Annotated in this window: 25 protein-coding genes and 1 riboswitch; of the genes, 17 read left to right on the top strand and 8 right to left on the bottom strand. The window is 62.5% G+C overall.

Going from position 1 to position 24911, the window contains the following annotated elements; genetic code table 11:
* Positions 1-47 precede the first annotated feature (47 nt).
* The 3 genes from HJB83_RS30660 to HJB83_RS30650 all read right to left on the bottom strand — a co-directional run bounded on the left by HJB83_RS30660 (position 48) and on the right by HJB83_RS30650 (position 2503).
* Positions 48-359, bottom strand: coding sequence for a MocE family 2Fe-2S type ferredoxin (locus HJB83_RS30660; RefSeq protein ID WP_207580955.1), 312 nt, complete (start codon positions 357-359; stop codon positions 48-50).
* On the bottom strand, positions 356-1390 hold the full coding sequence (locus tag HJB83_RS30655; protein WP_207580954.1) for a sterol desaturase family protein: 1035 nt from the start codon (positions 1388-1390) through the stop codon (positions 356-358). Before HJB83_RS30655 ends, HJB83_RS30660 begins: the two co-directional genes overlap by 4 nt.
* Positions 1391-1501: 111 nt before the next feature.
* On the bottom strand, positions 1502-2503 hold the full coding sequence (locus tag HJB83_RS30650; protein ID WP_207580953.1) for a LacI family DNA-binding transcriptional regulator: 1002 nt from the start codon (positions 2501-2503) through the stop codon (positions 1502-1504).
* A 223-nt stretch (positions 2504-2726) separates the two neighbouring features.
* On the opposite strand from HJB83_RS30650, the gene HJB83_RS30645 reads away from it, so the two are divergent.
* The 3 genes from HJB83_RS30645 to HJB83_RS30635 all read left to right on the top strand — a co-directional run bounded on the left by HJB83_RS30645 (position 2727) and on the right by HJB83_RS30635 (position 4443).
* On the top strand, positions 2727-3419 hold the full coding sequence (locus HJB83_RS30645) for a type 1 glutamine amidotransferase domain-containing protein (protein ID WP_207580952.1): 693 nt from the start codon (positions 2727-2729) through the stop codon (positions 3417-3419).
* 50 nt (positions 3420-3469) lie between these two features.
* Positions 3470-3883 (top strand): GFA family protein, encoded by a 414-nt coding sequence (locus tag HJB83_RS30640; RefSeq protein WP_221116752.1) that lies wholly within the window; start codon positions 3470-3472, stop codon positions 3881-3883.
* 116 nt (positions 3884-3999) lie between these two features.
* Complete coding sequence (locus HJB83_RS30635) at positions 4000-4443, top strand: SRPBCC family protein (RefSeq protein ID WP_207580951.1); 444 nt, start codon at positions 4000-4002, stop codon at positions 4441-4443.
* A 99-nt stretch (positions 4444-4542) separates the two neighbouring features.
* On the opposite strand, the gene HJB83_RS30630 is transcribed toward HJB83_RS30635, so the two are convergent.
* Positions 4543-5433, bottom strand: a complete 891-nt coding sequence (locus HJB83_RS30630; RefSeq protein ID WP_221133142.1) for an SDR family oxidoreductase — start codon at positions 5431-5433, stop codon at positions 4543-4545.
* A gap of 91 nt (positions 5434-5524) precedes the next feature.
* Here HJB83_RS30630 and HJB83_RS30625 point away from each other — a divergent pair, with 91 nt between their 5' ends.
* Positions 5525-6349 carry a helix-turn-helix transcriptional regulator gene (locus HJB83_RS30625; RefSeq protein ID WP_221133141.1) on the top strand — a complete coding sequence of 275 codons (825 nt, stop codon included), beginning with the start codon at positions 5525-5527 and terminating at the stop codon, positions 6347-6349.
* A 250-nt stretch (positions 6350-6599) separates the two neighbouring features.
* Positions 6600-8126: an Ig-like domain-containing protein gene (locus HJB83_RS30620; protein WP_221133140.1), complete on the top strand. Its 1527-nt coding sequence runs from the start codon at positions 6600-6602 to the stop codon at positions 8124-8126.
* A 75-nt stretch (positions 8127-8201) separates the two neighbouring features.
* Here HJB83_RS30620 and ftsZ read toward each other — a convergent pair whose 3' ends face one another.
* From ftsZ to HJB83_RS30605, 3 genes are all read right to left on the bottom strand, one after another.
* Positions 8202-9224, bottom strand: coding sequence for a cell division protein FtsZ (gene ftsZ / locus HJB83_RS30615; RefSeq protein WP_207580948.1), 1023 nt, complete (start codon positions 9222-9224; stop codon positions 8202-8204).
* 217 nt (positions 9225-9441) lie between these two features.
* Positions 9442-10809 carry a HAMP domain-containing sensor histidine kinase gene (locus HJB83_RS30610; RefSeq protein ID WP_221133139.1) on the bottom strand — a complete coding sequence of 456 codons (1368 nt, stop codon included), beginning with the start codon at positions 10807-10809 and terminating at the stop codon, positions 9442-9444.
* A complete protein-coding gene (locus HJB83_RS30605; protein ID WP_221116756.1) occupies positions 10806-11474 on the bottom strand; it encodes a response regulator transcription factor in 669 nt (222 codons plus the stop codon). The genes HJB83_RS30610 and HJB83_RS30605 overlap by 4 nt, the downstream gene beginning before the upstream one ends.
* 148 nt (positions 11475-11622) lie before the next feature.
* Between HJB83_RS30605 and HJB83_RS30600 the strand changes: the two genes are divergently transcribed.
* From HJB83_RS30600 to ilvB, 3 genes are all read left to right on the top strand, one after another.
* Positions 11623-12111: a hypothetical protein gene (locus tag HJB83_RS30600; protein WP_207580945.1), complete on the top strand. Its 489-nt coding sequence runs from the start codon at positions 11623-11625 to the stop codon at positions 12109-12111.
* A gap of 72 nt (positions 12112-12183) precedes the next feature.
* Complete coding sequence (locus HJB83_RS30595; protein ID WP_207580944.1) at positions 12184-12615, top strand: hypothetical protein; 432 nt, start codon at positions 12184-12186, stop codon at positions 12613-12615.
* A 346-nt stretch (positions 12616-12961) separates the two neighbouring features.
* Positions 12962-14584 carry a biosynthetic-type acetolactate synthase large subunit gene (ilvB, locus tag HJB83_RS30590; RefSeq protein ID WP_246762762.1) on the top strand — a complete coding sequence of 541 codons (1623 nt, stop codon included), beginning with the start codon at positions 12962-12964 and terminating at the stop codon, positions 14582-14584.
* 302 nt (positions 14585-14886) lie between these two features.
* Here ilvB and HJB83_RS30585 read toward each other — a convergent pair whose 3' ends face one another.
* On the bottom strand, positions 14887-15417 hold the full coding sequence (locus HJB83_RS30585) for a 2'-5' RNA ligase family protein (protein ID WP_207580942.1): 531 nt from the start codon (positions 15415-15417) through the stop codon (positions 14887-14889).
* 200 nt (positions 15418-15617) lie between these two features.
* Here HJB83_RS30585 and HJB83_RS30580 point away from each other — a divergent pair, with 200 nt between their 5' ends.
* The 9 genes from HJB83_RS30580 (at position 15618) to HJB83_RS30540 (ending at position 24904) form a co-directional block, all read left to right on the top strand.
* Positions 15618-16091, top strand: a complete 474-nt coding sequence (locus HJB83_RS30580) for a cupin domain-containing protein (RefSeq protein ID WP_207580941.1) — start codon at positions 15618-15620, stop codon at positions 16089-16091.
* Positions 16092-16626: 535 nt separating this feature from the next.
* Complete coding sequence (gene blh, locus HJB83_RS30575) at positions 16627-17907, top strand: bifunctional sulfur transferase/dioxygenase Blh (protein ID WP_221116759.1); 1281 nt, start codon at positions 16627-16629, stop codon at positions 17905-17907.
* A gap of 255 nt (positions 17908-18162) precedes the next feature.
* A riboswitch (cobalamin riboswitch) is annotated at positions 18163-18419 on the top strand.
* Between the two features lie 173 nt (positions 18420-18592).
* Positions 18593-19609: an ABC transporter substrate-binding protein gene (locus HJB83_RS30570; RefSeq protein WP_207580939.1), complete on the top strand. Its 1017-nt coding sequence runs from the start codon at positions 18593-18595 to the stop codon at positions 19607-19609.
* 5 nt (positions 19610-19614) lie between these two features.
* On the top strand, positions 19615-20646 hold the full coding sequence (locus tag HJB83_RS30565; protein ID WP_207580938.1) for an iron ABC transporter permease: 1032 nt from the start codon (positions 19615-19617) through the stop codon (positions 20644-20646).
* Complete coding sequence (locus HJB83_RS30560) at positions 20643-21407, top strand: ABC transporter ATP-binding protein (protein WP_207580937.1); 765 nt, start codon at positions 20643-20645, stop codon at positions 21405-21407. The genes HJB83_RS30565 and HJB83_RS30560 overlap by 4 nt, the downstream gene beginning before the upstream one ends.
* 101 nt (positions 21408-21508) lie before the next feature.
* Positions 21509-22072 (top strand): hypothetical protein, encoded by a 564-nt coding sequence (locus HJB83_RS30555; protein ID WP_207580936.1) that lies wholly within the window; start codon positions 21509-21511, stop codon positions 22070-22072.
* 354 nt (positions 22073-22426) lie between these two features.
* On the top strand, positions 22427-23350 hold the full coding sequence (locus tag HJB83_RS30550) for an MYG1 family protein (RefSeq protein ID WP_207580935.1): 924 nt from the start codon (positions 22427-22429) through the stop codon (positions 23348-23350).
* 200 nt (positions 23351-23550) lie between these two features.
* Entirely contained in the window at positions 23551-23940 is a 390-nt protein-coding gene (locus tag HJB83_RS30545) for a cytochrome c family protein (RefSeq protein ID WP_221133138.1), read from the top strand.
* A 145-nt stretch (positions 23941-24085) separates the two neighbouring features.
* The gene (locus HJB83_RS30540; protein WP_207580933.1) at positions 24086-24904 is read left to right on the top strand and encodes a cytochrome c oxidase subunit II; all 819 of its coding nucleotides are present in this window, start codon (positions 24086-24088) and stop codon (positions 24902-24904) included.
* The last annotated feature ends 7 nt before the right edge of the window (positions 24905-24911 follow it).

The following is a 24911-nucleotide window of genomic DNA, read 5'->3' as shown; positions in this document are numbered from 1 at the left end:
CATGCATGTCTTTATCCCGGAACCACTGCGCACTTCCGGGCGACATGCTAGCCGAGGGCGACACGAACCTCTCCGTCGATCACCTCTGCCGGATAGGTTTTCAGGTTCTCGCAGGCCGGAAGCCTGATGGCCTCGCCGGTGCGATAGTCGAAGGCGCCGGAATGTTTTGGACATTCCACCTCGAAATCCATGACCAATCCTTCGGCGAGATGGATCGCCTCGTGGGTGCAGAGGCCGGCGGTGCAGTAGACGCTGTCATCCGGACCACGGTAGATCGCGTAGGTGCGCCCGCCATGGTCGAAGCGGATGGCCCCTTCCTGTTCGATCTCGTCGAGCTTGCCAGCTGAAACCCAGTTCATTCGGCGGCTCCCCCGACTTCCAGGCGGGCCTTGCGGGCTGCGAGTTTTTCCTTGCGCCTGCGGTAGCGTTCCTGCATCTGCGCCTCGCCTTCGGGCGAACCGTCGTGCCAGGTGCCGAACCACTTATCGAGCGGGATCAGCGCGTCGCCGTAGTTCACCTCGAAATATTTGTGATGGAGGTAATGCGCATAGGCGTGGCTATCGACCAGCCTCTCCTTGCCGATCTCGACCTTGTCGAAGCCGACATGGCCGGGAATGGCCCCGAAGCCCGCATAATGCAGCTGGTAGAGCATGATGATCGGGTTGGAGGGCAGGAACAGATGGTAGAACGCCGTTCCGAAATAGAGCAGGTGCTCGATCGGATGCATCGACAGCGACGACCAGGGCGAAGGGTTCACCGAATTGTGGTGGACCGAGTGCACCCATTTGTAGAGGAAGGGCGTGTGGATCAGCCGGTGTATGCAGAAAAAGTGGAACTCGTGAATGATCGGCACCACGAGCGCCACGAGTGCCAGCGTCCATGGATTTTCCGCAAAACTCAGCCACGGCGCATAGCCATTGGCGTAGGCCCAGAGCATGCCGACCTCGACGGCGGTCCAGATAGTCACGCCTGACAGGAAGGTGCGCAGAATATTGTCGAGGTTCTGGCGTTCGAACCAGAAGGCGTTGTTCCTGTGGTCGGCCGGGAACTTGCCATTGTACTTGAAGCGGTTTTCCTGCCGCTTCAACACGTAGAGATGCAGTTCGAAGGCACCGTAGAACAGGAAGACCGCGATGGCGTTCACCGCATAGAGCCAGGCGGTCCAGCCGAGGCTCAGCGATTTCATCGTGTCGACCGGGGGAATGATCCAGGCCCAGTAGGCGAGCGCAGAAACCGCAAAAATCAGGTTCCAGGGAAGGAAATAATGCGGCAGCCATTTCAGGACCACCATCAGCCGCGGCGGAAAGACGAAAAGCGGCGCGTTCTCCACATGCTGGTCCGGCGCCCAGTCGCCGCGCTTGTTGCGCTTGCCGAATTTCAGATCATCCATTGGCATCTCCTTAGGGCACGCCGGATGTTTCCGCGTCGCCCACATATCTGTGCTGACTGGAAAATAGCAGGGGCGCTGGTGAATGCCGAAGCCTTCCTTGATCTGATTAGATCAAAGCCCTTCCTTGGTGATGGTGATGAAACGGATCGGTGCCTGGTCCGGTTTGATATCGGTCAAGCCTATCCTATTCAGAACGAGATCGAGCGCGCGCCGCGCCTGCGCCTCCGGCGCCTGATCCAGCACCACATCCATGATGCCGTCCTGCAGCGCCGCTCGGGTGTAATCGGTCAATTCGTGCCCGACGAAGAACACGTCGCGGCCGCGCGGATGCCGGCGAAGCACTTCGATCAGGGCGGCGTTGGCGCCGCCGGCATTGTACAGTCCGGCAAGGCCGGGATACGTTTCCAGCGCCGACCACAGGAGATCGGCGCTGAGACGCTCCTCATCGCCGCCAAATCCCAGCCATTCGAAGCTGGAGGCGCCGGGATAATCACGAAAGTAATTGGAAAAGCCGCGGATCCGATCGCGATGCACTTGATAGATGGGGTGGCAGATTGCAACGACAGGTCCGGCCCGCGGAGCCATTCGGCTGATATAGAGTGCGGCCGTCCGGCCGGCAGCGTTATTGTCGATGCCGATGAATTCTCCGACGTGCTCGGACGCGCGGGTGACGACCTGGACGATCGGCAGGCCCTGCGCATTTACCTTTTCCACCGCAGCACCGATCACCGGGCTGCTCGGCACGGCAAGGATCAGCCCGGCCCGTGAAAGGTCGGTGGACAGGATGCGTCGCGCAATTCCCTCGGCGTTCATCTCGTCGGTGAAGCTGCGATGCACGACGACCAAAGGGTCGAGGGTGGCGGCAATTCTCTCGAAAGCAAGGGAAAGGCGCCGGTAGAAGCTGGTCTCCGGACGAACCATCAGCACTTCGATCCTAAGCAGGCCGCGATGGGTCTCGGGAAGCTTGCGCGGGTAATCCAGGCGACGTGCGGCGGATATGACCTTCTCGACAAGTTCGGGACGAACACCCCCACGCCCGTTCAGCACCCGCTCGACCGTTGCGGTTCCCACGCCGGCATGGCGGGCGATGTCCCGATAATTCGGCTTGCTCACATTCCAGGTCCCTTGCGCGCCCTCGTTGATCTCTGCGCGTCAGATCTTCTCTTCTTACATCTTCGCTTCAATTCTCACAGATGGTATTTGGAGGCTCTGACTTGTGTCGCAGGGGCGACCGATCTATGATTTCTCCAGTTCAACATGAGATTGCAGGCCGTATTTCACCGTAAACCGGACGCGGAAGGTTTTGTCCTCCGGCCGGACCGAAGGAGTTGGGCAAATGAAAATTCTCATGGTTCTCACATCGCATGATCAACTGGGAAACACCGGCAGGAAAACGGGCTTCTGGCTCGAGGAACTCGCTGCCCCATACTTCGTTTTCCGTGACGCCGGGGCCGAGATCACACTCGCTTCGCCGAAAGGGGGCCAGCCTCCGCTCGATCCGAAGAGCAACGAGCCGGCGTTTCAGACGGAAGATACGCGGCGATTTGAACGAGACCCGGCCGCGACGGCTGCGCTCGCCAACACTTTGATGCTGTCTGACATCGACCAGGCGGATTATGACACCGTGTTTTTCCCCGGCGGCCACGGCCCGCTCTGGGACCTGACGAACGACCGCAATGCGCACTCGCTGATCGAGGAGACGCTTGCAGCGGGAAAGCCGCTGGCGCTCGTCTGCCATGCGCCGGGGATATTGACCAATGTCAAGGCGCCGGACGGCGGACCGATCGCGAAGGGGCGGATAGTTACCGGCTTCACCAATTCCGAGGAGGCGGCCGTGCACCTCGTCGAGATCGTGCCTTATCTGCTCGAAGACGTGCTGAAAGAGCAGGGGGCGAAGTTTTCGGCGATGGAGGACTGGGCCGTGCATGTCGTCCAGGACGGGCTGCTGATTACCGGACAGAACCCAGCCTCGTCGAAACAGGCGGCCCGCCTTCTGCTCGATGCGCTCGGTAAGCACGCGGCAGCCTGACGCCCGCAGGCGGCCTTGAGCATTTCAACACCAGACGAAAGGTGCCTGGCATGAGCCGGAAATATACGGGGAAATGCGCCTGCGGCGCGGTGCAGTTCGCCTTCGATACCGATCCGACTTTCGTCGCCGACTGCCATTGCCTGGATTGCAAGAAGGCCTCGGGCGGCGAAGCCGCCACCTTTTTTGCCGTGCCGCAGGACGATTTCACCCTGACCGCCGGCAGCCCGAAGGCGTTTCACTATATCGCCGATTCCGGCAAGGGTCTCGATCGCAATTTCTGCCCGGATTGCGGCGCGAGGTTGTTCAGTAGCAATCTAGAGAGTTTCCCCGGCCTCGTCTTCGTCACCCTCGGCAGCCTGGATCGGCCCGAGCTGATACAGCCGGGGGTCGAGATGTTTACCAAACGGCGGCTTGCCTGGGCAACACCGCTCCACCTTCCACAGTTCGAAGGCATGCCGGGCTGAAGGGAGATTCGACTTCTATCGATCTTTCTTGAAGAAAAGATCAATCCCGTGTCGGATCGGCCAGATCTTATCCGTCCTTAGCTCGTCCATTCCGTCCATCTAAAAGGATCACGAACATGCCGAACACTATACGCCTGCATCGCGTTCTGGCGACCACCCCGGAGAAGATTTATCGCGCATTCATCGAAGCGGACGCGCTTGCCAAGTGGCTTCCGCCGAACGGCTTCCTCTGCACCGTACATCATCTGGAGCCGAGCGTCGGCGGCACGTTCAGAATGTCTTTCCGCAACTTCACGACCGGCAACAGCCATGCTTTCGGCGGCGAATTCCGCGAGCTCGTCCCAGGCCAACGCGTTCGCTACACCGACAAGTTCGACGACCCCAACCTGCCAGGCGAAATGGAGGTCACCGTGACGCTGAAGAAGGTGTCGGTTGGTACCGAGGTGGATATTACCCAGGCAGGCGTGCCCGACGTCATCCCGCCTGAGGCTTGCTATCTCGGCTGGCAGGAGTCGCTGAAAAACCTCGCGAGGGTGGTTGAACCCGATATCCAGGAATAGCTTGGTTCAGGCAGCCTGTCGGGAGCGGATCGCACAGGCTGGCGCCGACACACAAGAGCGCCTCACTCTGAGGCGCTCCGTTCGACGCCGCGGCGGACCTTACCCGCCGAAATAGGCCGGATGGTCGATATCGGCGATAAGGCCGGGCTGGGTCGGGTGCCAGTCCAGCAGCGCGCGGGTATGTTCGCTGGACGTGGGCACGTCGAAGCCGGCGAACATCACAAACCAGCCGAAATGTTCTGCCGCCTCTTCCCGCGACAGCGAGACGGCGGGCACGTCGAGCCGCCGGCTGATGACCTCGGCGATCTGCCTGAATGGCACACCCTCCTCAGCAACGGCCAGGAAGGGTCCGCCCACGGCGCCGCGCTCCAGCGCCAGGCGATAGAGGCGGGCGGCATCGAGCCTGTGCACCGCCGGCCAGCGGTTCTGGCCTTCGCCGATATAGGCCGAAACACCCGTTCGCCGGGCGAAATCGATCAGGATCGGCACGAAGCCGTGGTCGCCATGGCCGTGCACCGAAGGCGGAAGCCGGACGGTCGAGGCGCGCACGCCGCGCGCGACAAGCGATACCGCGGTGATTTCGGAGGCGCGGGGATAGGTCTCGGTGGTCGGCATGGGCGGGTCCTTTTCGGTGCCGACGCGGCCGGGCGCATGGCCGAGGCCTGCGGTGACCAGCAGCGGGCGGCTGGAGCCCTGGAGGGCTTCGCCGAGCGCCTCGATGGCGCGCCGGTCGAGGGCGCAGTTTGCGGCGAATTTCGAGAAATCATGGTTGAAGCCGGTGTGGATCACGCCGTCGGCCTCGGCCGCGCCGCGCTTCAGGCTTTCCAGATCCTCGAGCGTGCCGCGATGGACCTCGGCGCCCGCGGCCGACAATTCCTCAGCCCCCTTTTCTGAGCGGGTGAGGCCAAGCACCTGATGGCCGCCAGCGATCAATTCGCTGACGACGGCCGAGCCGACCCAGCCTGTGGCTCCGGTGACGAATACGCGCATGTCGATATCTCCGTTTTCGATGGAGACAGATATCGGGCAAGGCCCTATCATGGTAAAGTAGTGATCTTATCATGGTATAATGGCTAACAGCATGAGCGAATTCGTCACCTTCGAAAACCGGCTGGGCGCCTATCTCAAGGGCCGCCGCGCCAAGCTCGACCCCGCAGCCCTCGGCTTTGCCGGCGAACGCCGCCGCACGCCGGGCCTGCGCCGCGAGGAGGTGGCAAACCGAGCCAATATCAGCCCCACCTGGTACACCTGGCTGGAGCAAGGGCGCGGCGGGGCGCCGTCCGCCGATGTGCTCGACCGGATCTCGCGGGCGCTGATGCTGACCGATGTCGAGCGCGAGCATCTGTTCCTCATCGGCCTCGGCCGACCGCCCGAGGTGCGTTACCGCAGGCAAGCGGGCGTCACGCCCAGGCTGCAGGGCGTGCTCGATGCGCTGGACCCGAGCCCGGCGCTGATCCGCAACGCCATCTGGGACGTGATCGCCTGGAACCGGGCGGCAACCGTGCTGCTCACTGATTACGGCGCGCTGCCGCCCGAGGAGCGCAACGTGCTGCGCTTCATCTTCCTCGATCCACGCGTGCGCGCCGCCCAGTACGACTGGGAAAGCGTCGCCCGCTTCGTCGTCGCCGCCTTCCGCGTGGACGCGGCCCGCGCGGGTGCAGCGGCCGAGGTCGAGCCGCTGGTCGACGAACTCTGCCGCAAGAGCCCGGAATTCCTGGCGATGTGGCGCGACAATGACGTGCGCACCCATGGCGAGGGCGCCAAACACATCAAGCACCCGGTGCTTGGGCTGCTCTCTTTCGATTATTCGGCCTTCCAGGTGGACGGGCGGCCGGATCTCAGCATGGTGGTTTATAACCCGGCGACGGCAGCGGATGCGGAGAAGATTAGGGCGGTGGTGGGGTGAGGATTCTAGTCGGGGTCTAAGTGCGGAACTGATACGACGCGCACCCGCCTCGTCCTTCGAGGCTCCAGCCTTCGGCTTCCACGCTTCAGGATGAGGCGCTCTTGAGCGTTGGCGCTCGGCAACCTCTTGCGGCATGACAAAATTGCAAAAAGCTAAAATGCCACTTTTACTAGAAAATAATTTGACCTTCCCCTGCAATGGCTGTTTCCTCCCAATCGACCAAGGCGAATGGATCTTGAAGGAGATATCCATGACAGTGTTTGCAAAACCCGTGGCGGTCGATGACTCGCACACCGTCTACGAGAGCGACGTTATTTCAGGCAATCTGCTGGACAACGATATATCAGCGGCCAACGGCAATATGTTTCTCAACTTCTTCGACGGCGAGAGGGTTCTCGCCAAGAAGGATGGGCAGGTCACCGATATCGGGGGCGAGCACGGGACGTTCCACGTCAAGGCTGACGGCTCATACACCTATACGCTAAACGAGGCCGCCAAAGCGGGCTTCCTTAACGGAATGACGCTGAGAGAGACGATCGGCTACAAGATTTCCGACGGCGCCGGCAATACGGATGTCGGACATTTCACGCTAGACATTCACGGGGTGACCAGTGCGCCGGTCGCGGTCGACGATGCCTTTACCTTCCGCGAAAGCGGCGCGATGGCGGGCAACGTGCTTGCCAACGACATTGCCGGGGAGGCGGGTCATATCTTTCTGCGCTCAGTCGAGGGCATCAGCGTAAGCGCCACGCGGAGCACCGACGTCGCCGGTGAATTCGGCACCTTCCATTTTTCGGCGGACGGAGGCTTCACCTACGATCTCGATCCCGCCGTGAAGGCGGGTCTCAACGATGGCGAGCATGTCACGGAGACGCTTCAATATTACAAGGTCTCCGACGGCGCCGGTCACGCGGATGCCGGCGTGATCTCGCTGACCGTCGACGGCGTGACGGACGGCAAGTCGTTGAACACCAATCATGTTGAGTCCCAGGCGGAGGTGGTGCGCCCCTTCCTGGACCATTACGAACTCCAGGGGGTCGCGGTCGATCCGCAAACGGGCAAGTTTTACGTCAGCTCCGGCCATGGTTTCCCGGATGATTCCATGGTGAGCATTTACGACAACGCCTCGGCCTTTGAAGCAGACAATGCCAGCGGCGCCATCTCTCTTGGCGAATATGACCTTGGCGAATATGACATCGGCGGAACCTATTTTTCGGTCCGCGGCGGCGAGATCATCGGAAGAACCAACGAGGTCAAAGGCGAAGGCCCTTTCCCCGATCAGACCTATCTCGCAAAGTGGGACGCCGCAGACGGATCGCTCGATCAGCAGGGCGACCCGATTCCCGGCCTTATCGGCGAGAATGGGGCGGGTACGTTCGACTGGGGTGGATTCACGGCCGTCAATACGATGCAGGATTCGACCGGCATCTATGTCGTCGGCCGCATCGATGATGCGACCTGGCAGGTCTCCAAAATCGATCCCGACACGCTGAACCCGATCGAATCCAAGACTTTCGCCGCCGGCGGGCTGGGATACGGCTTTGCCGTCGACGGCACGTTCTTCTTCGGCGATTCCTTCGGAAGCGAGCATATCGGCACGGCATTCGATTTCGAAACCGGGGTCAAGACAACAATCGATGTCAACATCGCCATATCGGGAGATGACTCCACCACCAACGTGGTCTATGACGCGGCGGCGGACTCTATCTACATCACCAACACTGAGACCGACGAAATCTCCGTGGTGCACAACATCTCGGACATATTGTTTGTCTGACGGCCTTAACCGCGTGACGTCGCCCCGTCCGTTCGTTGTACTGGGCGACGTTTAGCCATGATATCAGCGGCGGCGCTATTGCAGCGTGCGCGTCTGGATCTGCTCTACGACTGGTTGAGAAGCGGAGGCGGGCATGGCACTGCCTTCCAGGCCGGTTGCCACGACCGAGACGCGGAACCTGCCGTCAAGGCTGCGGTCGAAGATGGCGCCGACGACGATGTCTGCGTCTTCCTGCACCTCGTCGCGAATGCGGCTTGCCGCTTCGTCGACTTCGAACAGTGTCATATCCGAACCACCGGAGATCGAGATCAGCACGCCCCTGGCGCCCTTCATCGAGATATCGTCGAGAAGCGGGTTGGCAATTGCCGCTTCCGCCGCCTTCATCGCGCGGCTTTCACCGGAGGCTTCGCCAGTGCCCATCATGGCGCGGCCCATGCCGCGCATGACCGATTTCACATCGGCGAAATCAAGGTTGATCAGGCCTTCCTTGACGATGAGATCGGTGATGCAGCCAACGCCGGCATAGAGCACGCGGTCGGCCGTCATGAAGGCATCGGCAAAAGTGGTTTTCGCATCGGCGATGCGGAAGAGGTTCTGGTTGGGGATGACGATGACCGTATCGGCTGCCTGGCGAAGCGCCTCGATGCCGATCTCCGCCATTCGCATGCGGCGGTTGCCTTCGAAGGTAAAGGGTTTGGTGACGACGCCGACTGTCAGGATGCCGGCCGCACGTGCGGCGCGGGCGATGACGGGTGCCGCGCCCGTGCCCGTTCCGCCGCCCATGCCGGCGGTGACGAAACACATGTGCGACCCGGCCAGGTGATCCATGATCTCATCGATCGATTCCTCAGCCGCCGCATGGCCGACCTCCGGCAGGGAACCGGCGCCGAGACCCTCGGTCACATTGGCGCCGAGCTGGATGCGGCGCGTCGCCTTGGAGGTGGCGAGGACCTGCGCGTCGGTATTTGCGGCGACGAATTCGACGCCTGCCAGGTTTTCCGCGATCATATTGTTGATCGCATTACCACCACCACCACCGACGCCGATCACAGTAATGTGCGGCCGCAGTCCCGAAATGCCGCCCTTGGCGTCCGTCATCGCGCTCTCCTTTGATGCTTCGTTCACGCCACGCCCTCGTCGCGGATAGCGAATCGTCGCTTAGGATAGCCGTCCAACAAGGCAGAGGCGAGGCGAAAGACGTCTCGTCGACAGCGGCGGCGATCGGTAAAGGGGCGGGTCGCGGCTTTGAGGGCGGGAGCATCATGTCGAGAACGGACAGTTATGCTTCTGAGGCGCTCAATTTTCCACCTCGACCTTACCCCGCCACTCCCACCGCCACCGGCAAACACAATATGCACACCAACCCCACCGCCCCAGCCTCGAGCGCCAGCGACCCGCCATAAAGCCCCGCCAACTCGTTCACGATGCTCAGCCCAAAACCATTGCCAGGGACGCGTTCGTCCTCCCGCACGCCCGGCAGCAGCACGGCGGCGAGGCGGTCGGCGGGGATGCCCGGGCCGTCGTCCTCGATGGTGATGCGGGCGATCGGGCCGTCGCGCCCGGCGCGGATGGTGACGCGCGAGGCAGCCCATTTGAAAGCGTTATCGATCAGGTTTCCGAGCATTTCCTCGACATCGCTTTCGTCGCAGGCGACCCGCAGGCCCGGGGGGATGTCGCTGTCGAAGGCAATCCTACGCTCGGCATGGATCTGGCCGATCGCCCGGTAGAGATCGGCGAGCGATGCCGCCATGTCGGTGCTGGCAACATTATTCGACGAGGCCATCACCCGGCGGGCGGCGGCGAGGTGGTGCTTGATCCGGTTGTCGATCCGGGCGGCCAGACTACGCAATGCGCCTTTGGGGTCGTTTTTATCGTCGAGCGCCAGCAGCAGGCTCGCCACCGGGGTCTTGAGGCCATGGGCGAGGTTTGCGAACTGCATGCGCGTTGCCGCGAGCCTCTCCTCATTGGCCGCCAGAAGCGCATTGGTTTTCAGCGACAGCGGCGCAAGCTCGGCGCTCGCTTCCTCCGGCAGGCGGGCGCGTTCTCCCCGGTTGATGGCATCGATATTGGTCGCCATGGATGTCAGCGGCCGCAAGCCAAAGCGGATTTGCCAAAGGGTGCCCGTCATCAGCACCAACCCGAGCAGCAGCATGCAGGGAACCAGCCAGAAGAGAGCGCGAAGCGCCGGGCCGACGAGGGCGATCATCGGCGCCGTCGCGGTGATGGTCAGCGTCATGCCGTCGATGCTGCGCACGGCTTGGCGAAGGTAGAGCGGCCCTCTTCCGCGATCGCCGCCCCTGCCTGATGTCGGCATGCCCGTCAGCACATGGCGCAGGTCCTGCCGTGGCGGCGGTGCGTCTATCGTGCCGTTCATCAGGGAGCGGGAGGTCAGGCGCTGCTCTCCGGCGTCGACCTGCCAGTACCAGCCCGATGAGGGGCGATCGAAAGGCGGCGCATCGAGCGGCGCCGACAGGGTGATCCTTCCCTCTGCGTCGCGCATCACGGCGCCGGCGAGGGCGCCGATCTGTGTGTCCAGACGCTGGTCCACCTGCTCGCGCACCACAGTCTTCAGCGCTAGCCAGAGCACGAGGGCGGCCACAGCGAGCGCCAGCGTCACGAAGATGCCCGAGAACATCAGCAGCCGGCCGGCGATCGATCTCGGCTTGAAAGACGAAGCCTTCATGACGCCGCTGCCGACGTCAGAATATAGCCGCGGCCGCGCACCGTCTCGATGCGGTCGCTCCCGAGCTTCTTGCGCAGCCGGGCGATGATGACTTCGATGGAATTAGAGTCGACCTCGGCATCGCCGTCATAGACGCGCTCGGTCAGTTCGCGCCGGTCGACGACCATCTCCTTGCGCAGCATCAGGCAGGAGAGCACCCGCCATTCCAACGCCGTCAGCTTCAGCGGCAGGCCGTCGAGCTCGAAGGTGCCGAGCTGGGCATCGAAGACCAGCGCGCCGCAGGTAAGCCGCGCGGCGGCGTGGCCGGCTGCCCGGCGCACCAGGGCGCGCAGGCGCAAAACAAGTTCTTCCACCTTGAAGGGTTTGGCGAGGAAATCGTCGGCGCCGGCCTTGAAGCTTGCGACCTTGTCCGGCCAGCCGTCGCGCGCCGTCAGCACCAGAACCGGCAGGTTGCGGCTGCCCTCGCGCCAGCCCTTCAGCACGCTGACGCCGTCGATCTTCGGCAGGCCGAGGTCGAGGATCGCGACGTCGAAGAGTTCGGTCAGCCCCGCGTGGAGAGCGTCTTCTCCGTTGCGCGATATGTCTACGACGAAGTTTTCCGATCGCAGCACGGCGGCGATCCGGCCGCTCAGGTCTTCGTCATCTTCGACGAGCAGTACGCGCATGGGGCAGGGCTTTCATCGGGGCCGGGCATCTTTGGGGACGGACCAAAACTATCGGGCCGAGCTTAACTCAATCTGAACGGAGAGGTTCAGGCGGGCGACGGGGTGGAACGGCTAGAGTGCGACCACTACTGATGCAAGGAACAGATATATGCCGAATGAAGACCAGGACAACGTGCATACCGAGGGCGCAGCCACGCCCGTCCCGCCAGGACAGCGCCGGCGACGGCTGGCGATCCCCGTCATTGCTGCCGCCGTGGCGCTTGTCATCGGTGCTGTCGGGGGTGCGGGCGCGGTGAAAATGATGCGTCCTATGCCAGAGATGGCGCCGCTGGCGCCGGTGGCGATTTCGGCCATGCCGGCATCGAGCCTCGTCACGATCAAGGGCAAGGTCGCCGAGATCTACGGCAACAAGTTCGTGCTGCAGGACGATAGCGGCAAGGCGCTTGTTGAAACAGGCCGAGCCGGCGAGGGTGGCGCGCTCGTTACCCGAGACGAGGCCGTCACCGTGCAGGGGCGCTTCGACGATGGCTTCGTGCATGCGAGCTATCTCGTTCGCCAGGACGGACGAACCGAAGCGCTGCGCCCGCCGAAAGGTCCGCCGCATCGACCATTTGAGGATTTCGATCACAGGCCTTGACGGGCCGTGAACCAAAGCCGCGTTGCGGTGTTTACAAACGTGCTTCTCAATTCCCGCAAAGGAACAATTCCCATGCAAAGACTTCTCCTATCAGGCCTTGCTCTTGCCGCACTGGCCGGCACCGCCTTCGCCCAACAACCGCCCGCCCCGCCACCCGCCGGAGCTCCGCCCGTGGCGGCCGACCCGGCCTCACCACCACCACCACCGCCACCGCCTGCTTCCGGTGATAACGAGCCGATGATGGGTGGGCCGGATGCGCGGCCGGGAGATCGTCCCGATGACCGGTGGCATGGTTCGAGAGACGATATGGGTTTCCGCGACGACAGGGGTTTCCGCGGTTTCCGCGGTCATCGCCCGCCACCGCCGCCGCCGTCCAAGGCCGCGCATTTCCGGATCGAGGATGGGGCCACCCGGATCGATCTGAAATGCGCCGAGGATGAACCGATGAAGGCCTGCGCCGACTTGCTGCTCCAGGTCATGGACCGCCTGCAGGGCCAGAACTAATCTTGAACACCCCGGCATAGCCAGGACATCACACGATGATGCAACCGCCCGCCTTCTCGCGCGGGCGGTTTCGTCTCCTTCGGAAGCATTGACGACGAGCCGATTTGCCTTTAGCTGTGACGCTATGAAAATCGCATTGGTTCTGGCAGTGGTGATCGGGCGCATGGGCAGGATGGTGTAACCATCCAGCGAAAGCACCCATGCGCGGTAAGCAGGCTCCTGACGGGGCCTTTTTTTATGCCCTGAATTTGGGCGCGGGCCTCGTCGGACTTTCCACACATCATCACACTGATCAAGGAACGGAACCATGAGATCCCGTCATTCCATCGACACCCCGCGCGCGCAGATGACCGGCGCGGAAATCGTTCTCCAGGCGCTGAGAGACAATGGCGTCGAGCATATATTCGGCTATCCGGGTGCTGCGGTGCTGCCGATCTACGACGAGCTTTTCCAGCAGGAAGACATCAGACACATTCTGGTTCGCCATGAACAGGGAGCCGGCCATGCCGCCGAGGGATATGCCCGCTCGACGGGCAAGGTCGGCGTCATGCTGGTGACCTCAGGCCCCGGCGTCACCAACGCGATCACGCCCCTTCAGGATGCCTTGATGGATTCCGTGCCGCTCGTTTGCCTGTCCGGCCAGGTGCCGACGTCGCTGATCGGCTCCGATGCCTTTCAGGAATGCGATACCGTCGGCATTACCCGCGCCTGCACGAAACACAATCGGCTGGTCGGCGACGTCAATGATCTGGCGGCGGCCATCCACGAAGCCTTTCGCATCGCCGGATCGGGCCGGCCCGGCCCCGTTCTGGTCGACATGCCGAAGGATGTGCTGTTTGCGAGCGGAAATTATACACCGCCTGAGGCAGTCGCCCCGAGGACGAGCTATCAGCCGGACCGCCTAAGCGACATCAGGGAGATCGAGGCTGCGGCGGCTCTGATGGCGACGGCACGTAAGCCGATTATCTGCGCGGGCGGCGGTGTCATCAATTCCGGTCTTGAAGCGTCAAAACTGCTGAGTGAACTGGTCGATCTCACCGGCTTTCCCGTCACGTCGACGCTGATGGGGCTCGGCGCCTATCCGGCTTCCAGCCCGAACTGGCTGAAGATGGCCGGGCTTCACGGCTCCTACGAGGCCAACATGGCAATACATGACTGCGACCTCATGCTCTGCATCGGGGCGCGCTTCGATGGCGGGCTTGCCGCCAGCGTCGATGGTTTCTCACCGAATTCCCGGAAGATCCAGATCGATATCGATACTTCCTCGCTTAACAAGACTGTGCGCGCCGATATCGCCATCCGGGGCGATGCCGCGGGTGTGCTGGCCGAGCTCGTTCGCCTGTGGCGGGCGCTGCCGCAGGCGCCGGACCGGGCGCGGCTGACCGAGTGGTGGAGCGCGATTGCCGACTGGCGGGCGCGCCGATCGTTTTCCTATGCGAAGCGCGAGGACGTCATCATGCCGCAATATGCCATCGAGCGGCTTTATGAACTGACGAAGCATCGGGATACCTACATCACGACGGAGGTCGGCCGGCATCAGATATGGGCGGCGCAATCTTACGACTTCGAGCGACCGAACCGCTGGGTGACGTCAGGCGGCCTGGGGACGATGGGATACGGGCTGCCCGCCGCCCTCGGCGTGCAGATCGCCAATCCCAACAGCCTTGTCATCGACATCGCCGGCGATGCCTCCGTGCAGGTGACGATGAAGGAAATGTCGGCCGCCGTGCAGCACAACGCGCCGATCAAGATCTTCATTCTCAATGGCGGCGATCAGGGAACGCAGCGCCAGCACGGAAACCCGGATTTCGTGAAGCTTGCCGAAGCCTATGGCGGACATGGCATTCGCTGCGAGAGGCTGGCCGAACTCGACGATGCAATCCTGGAGATGATCGAGGTGGACATGCCTGTTCTGTTCGACTGCCGCGTCGCCGACAGTGCCCACTGGCATGGCACACCGTCAACTTAACCCAGCGGCACACCGATCAGCCCTCATCCTGAGGTGCGCAGGCCAAAGGCCGGAGCCTCGAAGGACGAGGGCGGGTGGCTCGGCGCTTAAGTCCACATCCACCGCCAGATGAACCGCCACTGGCCACCCTCGTCCTTCGAGGCCCCTACGGGGCTCCTCAGGATGAGGGTGGAGAGAGGGCGCGGCTTGTGTCACCGGAAGGTCCTGCGGTGTGCCAACGGCCAGACTCCGCCCGGCATTCATCCTCTGCATCGACCACTGAAAGCTGTCGTATCAAGCAGGTCGCCTTGCGCCGCCGGCCGTCATTGCTGCGTCAATGCGATCTCGCTCATTAGCTCCACAGGCGGAAATCGGACACAGTCTGCGGCATCGAAATTCACCGCGAACTGCATCCGGTTTTCGTTCGCCCAGTTGATCGCGATCTCTGATTTTGCCTTCGGCACTTTTGCGGCGACGGTGCAGTGAGGTACCCAGTTGCCGGGCCTATAGTGCTCGTGACAGCATGCGGGATCGATCTCTTGGTGCAGTGCCGCGTGCAACTGGAAAAGCGCGTCGTCCGCAATCGGACGCGCCCATAAGACGATGAACTCGTTCTCGAAATAACTGGCACCCGAAAAGTTCACGGTCACGGTCGAACGCGTGCGGAAAACACGCTCGAACGCCTCGGCCAACCGATCGGAAGCAAGCTCTTGATAGACGGCGAGGGTGAGGTGGCGAGGATAGTTCAAAGCCCGCATCGAAGCGATCTCTTCGAATACAGCGGCTTCCTCCCAGAGTTTGAAAACCGGTGACGCGGTCTCGTTCAGACATTTGAGGCTGACCCCGTAAGACATGCGCGAGCGTTATCAGTCCATCCCGGCTGAACCATAGCTTTACATCGTTGCCGATGTCGAGCAGCCGCCGGCATTGCAGGATATCGGGCGGCTTTGTCTGTTTTTCCGCCGCGGGGATTCGACTATCATGGGATGCTTGAACGAGGCGCAGCAGGGGTGACGACGCGGCCGTTGGCAAAAGCTTGCCGAGGGAGGTAGAAATGTCGAGTTTCAGGAGCGCCGTGGTTTCTTTGCCCGGTAAGGAGCGGTTGGCGAGAACGCCCTTCGGCGCGAGGATCGTCATCCATGCCACGGCCAAGGAGACCGGCGGCGCGTTCGGGATGTGGGAAACCTTCACCCCGCCGGGTCATGGTCCGGCCCCGCACACGCATACGCGGGAGACGGAAGTCTTTCGAGTCATCCATGGGCTCTACCAATTTCAATGCGGCGACGAGGAGTTCGATGCGCCTGCGGGAAGCGTCGTCGTTCTGCCGCCGCATGTACAGCACAGCTGGCGAAACATAAGCGACGAACCCGGTCAGATGTTCGGCATGGTGACGCCGGGCGGATGTGAGCAATTGTTCATCGATATCGACGCCTTCGGTGCTGATACGCCCGCGAAAATCGCGGTGATCGAAGCGCGATTGGGGATCATCAACGACATGACGCTGGCGCTCGGATTGAAGAGCCCATGATGGCGCTGATCGACCATCGCGGCCTTGCGTAAGATTGACAACGGAGCTTATGGGGGCGGCGTCCTCCAACGCTGCTCATCCTTGAGGTGCGGAGCCCGCAGGGCGGAGCCTCGAAGGACACGCGGCGGCACTGCTCCGCATCAATATTGCCGCCGCGCCGAGCGCCCGCCTCGTCCTTCGAGGCTCCTTCGGGGCACCTCAGGATGAGGCTCTCTTGGGGGGCGCCGGGGCTGGCGGAAAAGGGCAGGATGCGGAAGCTTTGCCGACCAGGTGAATGCTATCGGCTCGATGTCTGACGCCCACTCTCGCTCTATTCCCGCGCCATCGCCCGCCAGGCGACCGGCGGGATGGCGAAGGCGCGGGAGAAGGCGCGGTTGAAGGCGGCTTCGATGGCGTAGCCGGCATCATTCAGGTTTGCGGACTTGCCGCAGGCGCGGGGAACGCCAGGCGGCTATTCTTGCGCTCGGCAATATACTTGTGAGATTGTATCGATATACATGCGATACTGCATGATGCAGGTAGCATGGGGGCTTCGATGACATCCGTGAGGGTCAATGAGCTGATATCGGTGACGGGACAGCCCGATGCCGCGGGCTTTGCCGCTTTTGCGGCAAACGGCTTTGCCGGCGTCATCAATGCCCGGCCGGATGGCGAGGAGCCGGGGCAGCCTGGCAATGCCGCGGAAAAGGCTGCTGCTGCTGCCGCGGGGCTCGCCTACAGCTTCGTGCCGGTGAAAGGGGCCGAGATCACCGAGGCCGATATCCGCGCTTTCCAGATGGCGATGACGCAGGCGAAGGGGCCGGTCGTTGCTCATTGCAAGAGCGGCACACGGGCGCTGACGCTCTATGTGCTGGGAGAGGTGCTCGACGGGCGGATGCAGCCCGGAGAGGTCGAGGTCTTCGGCCAAAGACTCGGCTTCGATCTTGCCGGCGCACGCCGCTGGCTGGAAAAGCGGGCTGGGCAGGCGGCTGGTGTGAAGGCTTTCTTCGAGCCCCGCAGCTGCAGCGTGCAATATGTCGTTTCAGACCCGGTGACAAAACGCTGTGCCATCATCGACCCGGTGCTCGATTTCGACGAGATGTCGGGCGCGACGGGAACGGCGAATGCCGACGCCATCCTCGCTCATATTGACAGCGAGGGGCTGACGGTCGCGTGGATCCTCGACACGCATCCGCATGCCGATCATTTCTCCGCCGCGCATTACCTCAAGAGAAAGACCGGCGCGCCGACGGCGATCGGCGCCCATGTCACCGACGTCCAGGTGCTCTGGAAGGAGATCTACAACTTGCCGGCACTCGAAACCGACGGCTCGCAGTGGGACCGGCTGTTTGCCGATGGCGACACCTTCGAGATCGGTGGGCTTGAAGCCCGTGTGATGTTTTCGCCCGGCCATACGCTTGCTTCGGTGACCTATCTGATCGGCGATGCCGCCTTCGTGCACGACACCGTATTTACGCCGGATTCCGGCACGGCGCGCACGGATTTCCCCGGCGGCAGCGCCAGCGCCCTCTGGCACTCGATCCAGGTCATCCTGTCGCTGCCCGATGAGACCCGGCTCTTTTCCGGCCACGACTATCAGCCCGGCGGACGCCACGCGCGCTGGGAAAGCAAGGTGGCCGCCCAGAAAAACGGTAACCCGCATATATCAGGCATCGACGAGGCCGGCTTTGTGGCGCTGCGCCAGGCGCGCGACCGCACGCTGCCGAAGCCGAAACTGATGTTGCACGCGCTACAGGTGAATATTCGGGGAGGCAGATTGCCGGAGCCGGAGGGAAATGGGCGGCGGTATCTGAAGATACCGCTGGATGCGTTGTAGCAAGAAGTAGCGTGCGGCGTGCTTCGAGGTTTCGCCCTCTCGGGCTGCGCACATCAGCATCAGGGACGTTGGCGGATGCCGCGCTCACGACAGCGGGAACGGGAGAAAGCGGCGCCAACGCTCAAGAGAGCCTCATCCTGAGGAGGCGAGGATGCAGGTATTACACCGGCCAACAGGCCCCCTACGTTCCGTCTCTATTTTTCACCCGCACGAACCCAATCCTCCGCAATAGGCATTGACGTCTTGCGGGCAGGCGACGTAACTGGGGGCGACGGTTCCCTGAAGATGACTCCAAGGGGATTAATAGGGAACACGGTAAGGACGACCCAGCAGGGACCGAGACCGTGGCTGCCCCCGCAACTGTATGCGGATTGTCGATCATCTCAGGTGTGGCCAGCGACTGGCCATCTCTGAAGGGCTTATAGCCCTGCCACTGCGAGATATCGCGGGAAGGCGGATGAACCGACGGATATCCGCAAGCCAGGAGACCTGCCGTCAATCACGATCCAATCAACCGGGCGGGGATGCCCGGACAAGGAACAGACATGATTGACCTTCTGAACCTTCGCCGAATTTCGGCATGCATCCGTCTCGATTGGGCCTCCTGCGGTTAGCGCACGTATCACCGTGCCTTCGGCCGCGGGTGCGGCATAACCATGCTTTTTCTCTTCAATCGAGGTTTTTCATGCGCCAGATTCTCGCCACCATGACATTTGCCTTCGGGCTGATCGGCCTTGCGGCACCGAGCCTTGCCGCCACCCAATATCCTTTGACCATCACCAATTGCGGTCAGCAGGTGACGTTCCAGAAGGCGCCGTCGAAGATCGTTTCGATCGGCCAGGGCATGACTGAAATTCTCTTCTCGCTCGACCTTGCCGAGAAGATTGCTGGTACGGCCGTCTGGGTCGGTCCCGTCCTGCCGCAATATGCCGAGGCTAACAGCAAGATAAAGCGTCTCGCCGACAATGATCCGAGCTTCGAATCCGTTGTTGGGCGGGAGCCCGACCTGGTGGCGGCCGAGTTCGAATGGCATGTCGGCGCGCAGGGCTCCGTCGGCAAGCGGGAGCAGTTCCAGGATCTCGGGATCAATACCTATCTCGCGCCGGCCGATTGCGTCGCCAAGGTCAACACCGATGGCGGCGACGGTGTGCGCAAGGAGCTGTTCACGATGGAGCTGGTCTACCGTGAGATCGCCGAGCTCTCGGAGATCTTCGACGTGAAGGAGCGCGGCGATGCGCTGATTTCCAAGTTGAAGAAGCGCGAGGCGGATGCCGTCGCGTCGATATCAGGCGCATCGGGCAAGAACCTGCCCATCGTCTTCTGGTTCTCCAGCAAGCAAGTCAATGGCGATGCTTTCATCGCTGGCAAGAACAGCGCGCCTGCCTATATCCTGAAGGCGATCGGCGCCAGGAATGTCGTGACAACCGAAGAGGAATGGCCGCTGGTTGGCTGGGAAACCATTTCTCAGGCGAACCCGGCGGTTATCGTGTTGGCGACCATGGACCGGCGCCGCTACGCCGCCGACGATCCGAAGGTCAAGATCGATTTTCTCGAGAACGACCCGGTGACCAAGGAGCTTGACGCGGTCAAGAACGAGCACTTCGTGATGATGGACGCGCAATCGATGAACCCGACGATCCGTACGATCGACGGCATCGAGACCTTGGCGAACGGCATCAAGTCCTTCGGTCTCTCGCAGTGAAGGCAATGTCGGTCAGACAACACGGATGGTGGGCGCTTGGCGCGCTCACCATTTCTGCCTTTCTGCTTCTCGGCCTGATGATCAGTCTCGCTGTTTCGATTGGGGAGATCGCGATCCCGCTAGCGACCACGGCGGAGGCGGTGTCGAACCGGCTGTTCGGCACGGATTTCGAGCTCAGCCGCATCCACCAGGGCATCGTCTGGGATTATCGGCTGAGCCGGGCGCTGGTTGCGGCCAGCGCCGGCGCGTCGCTCTCGCTCTGTGGCGCCGTGCTGCAGGCGCTGCTGCGCAATCCGCTGGCCGAACCCTACGTGCTCGGCATCTCTGCCGGCGCCTCGACGGGAGCGGTCTGCGTGATGATCCTCGGCTTCGGCTACGGTGTTTTCGGCCTGTCGAGCGGCGCCTTCATCGGCGCGGTCATCGCCTTTCTGCTGATCGGCTTCCTTGCGACGGGTGCGGGGGGAACCGGCGAGCGCATCATCCTTTGCGGCGTCGCCGGCTCGCAGCTCTTCAATGCGCTGACCTCCTACATAGTGACGACATCGGCGAATGCCGAGCAGGCGCGCGGCATCCTGTTCTGGCTTCTGGGGTCGCTCAGCGGCGTGCGCTGGCCGGATGTCTATCTCTCGGTGCCGATCGCGCTTGCCGGCTTCGTCATCTGCATGGCCCATGTCAGGGCGCTCGACGCCTTCTCCTTCGGCACGGATGCGGCGGCCTCGCTCGGCATTGCCGTGCGCCGCGTCCAGATCCTGCTGTTCGGCCTGACGGCGGCGATGACGGCAAGCGTCGTCAGCGTGGTGGGCTCGATTGGCTTCGTCGGCCTCGTCATTCCGCATGCCGCCCGCTTTCTCGTCGGGCCGGGCCATCGGCGGCTGCTGCCGGCAACGGCGCTCGGCGGCGCAATCTACATGGTCGGCGCCGATATCGTCTCGCGCATCATCATCCCGCAGCAGGTCCTGCCGATCGGCGTCGTCACGGCGCTCTTCGGCGCGCCGGCCTTCGCCGTCATCCTCTATCGCGTCCGGAGGAGTGCATGAGCATTACCATCGATGCGGTGAGTTTCGCCGCCGGCGACACGGTCATCGTCAACGGCGTCAGCCTGACGGTGGCAAAGGGCAAGGTGCTCGGTCTGCTCGGGCCGAACGGCTCCGGCAAATCGAGCCTGCTCAGGCTGATCTGCCGGCTGCGGAAGGTCCGCAGTGGCGTCATCCGGCTGGGCGAAGACGATATCGCCTCGCTGTCACGCGCAGCCCTTGCGCGGCGCATCGCCTTCGTCGAGCAACAGTCGACGACCGATACGCAGCTGACGGTGCGCGACGCGGTGCGGCTCGGCCGCACGCCACATCGCGGGCTGCTCTCGCCCTGGGGCGCGGAGGACGATGCCGCGGTCGATGAGGCCTTGTTACGGGTCGACATGGGGGAGCGGGCGGGCCAGCTCTGGCAGACGCTGTCGGGCGGCGAGCGCCAGCGTGTCCATATCGCGCGGTCGCTGGCGCAGGCGCCGAGCGAGTTGTTGCTCGACGAGCCGACCAATCATCTCGATATCCAGCATCAGCTCGACATTCTCCAACTGATCTCGAAACTCGGCATCACCTGCATCGTCGCGCTGCACGATCTCAACCTGGCGGCGATGTTCTGCGACAGCCTGGCGGTGCTTCAGAAGGGCGAGGTCGTCGCCTCGGGCGCACCGGAGCATGTGCTGACGGAGGATATGATCGCCCGTGTTTTCGGCGTTCGCGCCCATGTCCAGAAATCGGCCGTGCATGGCCGGCATCATATCCAATACGTCATGGATTGAGCGGCTGGGAATTCGTTCTCAGGGAGAGGCTTACTGGCATTTTTCCAGGACTGGCGTATGATTTCCTGGGGCGCGCGCGCCCGGTCGAACGGAGTTTCGCGATGCTCGAAAGAAATCAGTTTCCCCTGCGCCCGGTCGTTCCCGGTTTCGCGGTCGCCTGGGTCGTCATCATTTCAGGTGCTAGCGTCGCTCTCAGCCTGCTTTTTGCCTGCGTGACGCCCTTCGTGGCCTTGGCGGCGGTGTCAGCGGTCATTCTTCCTCGGCGGATGGCGGTGACGGCGGTTTTGCTGGCCTGGCTCGCCAACCAGATGGTCGGATATCTCCTGCTCGGTTATCCCCAGACTTGGGACAGTTATGCCTGGGGCTTGGCGATCGGTATCGCTGCAATCGCATCTCTGGCGGCAGCGCTCGGAGTGCTTCGTCTCGCGGCGGACCTTGCCGTCACCGCGGCTGGCGCCTTCATGGCCGGCTTCGTTGCCTATGAAGGCGTACTCTTTGCCGCAACGGCGGTGCTTCCGTCAGGCGAGAGCGCGTTTTCGGCGTCGGTCGTGGCAAATGTCCTGCTGATCAATTCTATCGCTGCGATCGGGCTCATCTGCCTTCATGCCGGCGCGGCGGGTGGCCGTGCGCTGGTTGCAAGACAGCCGGGACCGGCGCTGTCTTAGGCCTCTGATTTCATGCACGTCGTTCGGCCAAAACCGCTGCGCAGTTGTTTCGGCCGACCTTTACAGGCCTCGAAGGGCGAGGTGGGTGCGCCAGCGGAAGGAGCAGCGCTGCAGCGCGTCCTTCGAGGCTTCGCCCTGTGGGCTACGCGCATCAGGATGAGGGGCGTTGGAGGTTTCCGCGCCCAGGCTTCGGGGATGCCGGGGGTTTGCTCTTGCTATTCCACCGCGGCAGTCACTGCAGGCGCCAATACGCCAAAGTCCAAGAGCCTCATCCCATAGAGGCTTGTCGTTATATCCGCCAACCGCTATCTGGTGCTGACCCAGGCGGACCCGCCGAAAACGACAAGGCCTTTCATGATCCCCAATTTTCTCGTCACCCATTCCGGTGGCTTCCATGCCGACGAATTGCTGTCGAGCGTCATCCTGACCCGGCTTTTCCCGCAGGCGCGCATCGTCCGCAGCCGGGCGCCGGAATGGATCACGCCGGGCAAAGACCGGATCATCTACGATGTCGGCGGCGTCTACGACCCCGATGCCGGGATATTCGATCACCACCAGCGCGGCGCGCCGTTGCGCGACGATGGCCAGCCTTACAGCTCGTTCGGCTTGATCTGGAAGCATTACGGCCGTGATTATCTCGCAGCCTCCGGCCTTCCCGAAACACATGTCGATGTGGTGCATGGCTCTTTCGATGCCGGCTTCGTGCTGCCGATCGATCTGACCGACAACGGTGCGCTCAGCCCCTCGGGACCGCTGGCGGGGCTAACGCTGCCGGCGCTGCTGGAGACCCTGAAACCGGTTTTCGACGAAGCGGACCCCGAGGCAGACGATCGCGCCTTCCATGCGGCTCTTGCCATTGCCCGCAGTTTCGTTGAGGCGAGGATCGCCCAGAGTGCCGCAAAACTGCGGGCCGAGGCGATGGTGCATCGGGCGATCGAGGCTGCGGGGCAAGGGCGTGTTCTGGAATTGCCAAGAGGAATGCCCTTCCGTCCCGCCATCGTCAAGGCCGGCGCCGATCACCTGCTGTTCGTCGTCCACCCGCGCGAAAAAGATTGGTGCGTGACCGGCATCCGCCGTGCCGAGCAGGGTTTCGAGCTCAGGGCCGATCTGCCGGCAGCCTGGGCCGGTCTTGCTAATGGAGAGTTGGAGGCGGTTTGCGGCATAGAGGGTGCGACCTTCTGCCACAACGGCCGCTTCATCGCCGCCGCCAGAACCCGCGAGGCGACGCTTGCCATGGCCGAGTTGGCGGTAAAGGAAGCGCTCTCGATCGGGGAGTAGTCAAAAAGGGCGTCAGCTGGCGTGGCAGTTATCCGCGTCGGGTCCACCTGGTATCAGAGGCGTTCAGGTGACCCAAATGTGGAAGCGATTGACTTGCATCCGCGAAGGACTAAGCTTTGGGCCATAACAACCACCACCCACACGCGAGAGATAATGGACGGTGTGAGTGGCTGGCGACCTTGAGGAGGATGAGGTTTGCCATGGATTACCGTGTTGTTCTGCTGATTGGTGCAGCTGTGACTGCCCTTTTCCCTGCTGTCGCCGGGGCGCAGGAGGGTGATGCGACGGCGGGCGCCACCGTTTTCAAAAAATGTGCGACCTGTCATATCGCCGAGTCCGATACGAACAAGGTCGGCCCGTCGCTGAACAAGCTGTTTGGCAGGAAGGCGGGAACGCATCCTGATTTCGCCTATTCGGCCGGCATGAAGGCGGCAGGCGAAGGCGGTCTCGTCTGGGACGAGACGGTGCTGCGTGACTATCTGCACAATCCGAGAGCGAAGGTGAAGGGCACGAAGATGGCGTTTGTCGGCCTGAAGGACGACCAGGAGATCACCGATCTCATCGCCTATCTCAAGCAATATTCCCAGTGAGGTTGAATACTCCAAATGACGGGTCGCGGCCGACGGCGCATGCCTAAATTGCCGTAATTGCCGATATTTTCTATCTGTGCGATAATAAACACGGACTTTCTGCGGAATGCGGTTTCACGGTCAACCTGCTCGAGGAGGAGCGGAAATGGCTGTCGTGCTGATCCTCGTCCTGATTGTCGTCGGCTCGGTGCTGTTCCATGTGCTGAGCCCGTGGTGGTGGACGCCGATCGCGTCCAACTGGACCTATATCGACAGTACCCTCGTCATCACCTTCTGGATCACCGGCACCGTTTTCGTAGCGGTGATTTCGTTCATGGCCTACTGCGTGTTCCGCTTCCGCCACAAGCCCGGCAACCGGGCGCATTATGAGCCTGAAAACCGTCGGCTGGAATTGCTGTTGGCAGGGGGAACGGCGGTCGGCGTCGCGGCGATGCTGGCGCCCGGCCTCATTGTGTGGAACCAGTTCATCACGGTGCCCGCCGATGCCGCATCGGTCGAGGTCGTCAGCCAGCAGTGGCTGTGGAGCTTCCGCCTGCCGGGCGCGGACGGAAAGCTTGGCCGTGCGGAGACGCGCAACGTCACTCCTGACAATCCGCTCGGCCTCGACAAGAACGACGCAAGCGGCCTCGACGACGTCATCATCGAGGGCGGTGAGCTGCATCTGCCGATCGGCAAGCCGGTGCACATATTGCTGCGCTCCGTCGATGTGCTCCACGATTTCTACGTGCCGGAATTCCGCGCCAAGATGGACATGATCCCCGGCATGATCACCTATTTCTGGCTGACGCCGACGCGGACTGGGACCTTCGAGATCCTCTGTGCCGAACTCTGCGGCGTCGGCCACCCGCAAATGCGCGGCACCGTCGTCGTCGACGACGACGCGGACTACCAGACCTGGCTCGGGCAGCAACAGACTTTCACCCAGCTTACGGCGTCATCGGGAGAGCCGCCGCAGGCAAACTGACTTCGGC

The sequence above is a fragment of the Rhizobium sp. NZLR11 genome, assembly GCF_019685115.1.
In the GTDB taxonomy this organism is placed as follows: Bacteria; Pseudomonadota; Alphaproteobacteria; order Rhizobiales; family Rhizobiaceae; genus Rhizobium.
Note: the sequence above shows the minus strand (reverse complement) of the source record. Positions and strands in the feature narration are given on the sequence as shown.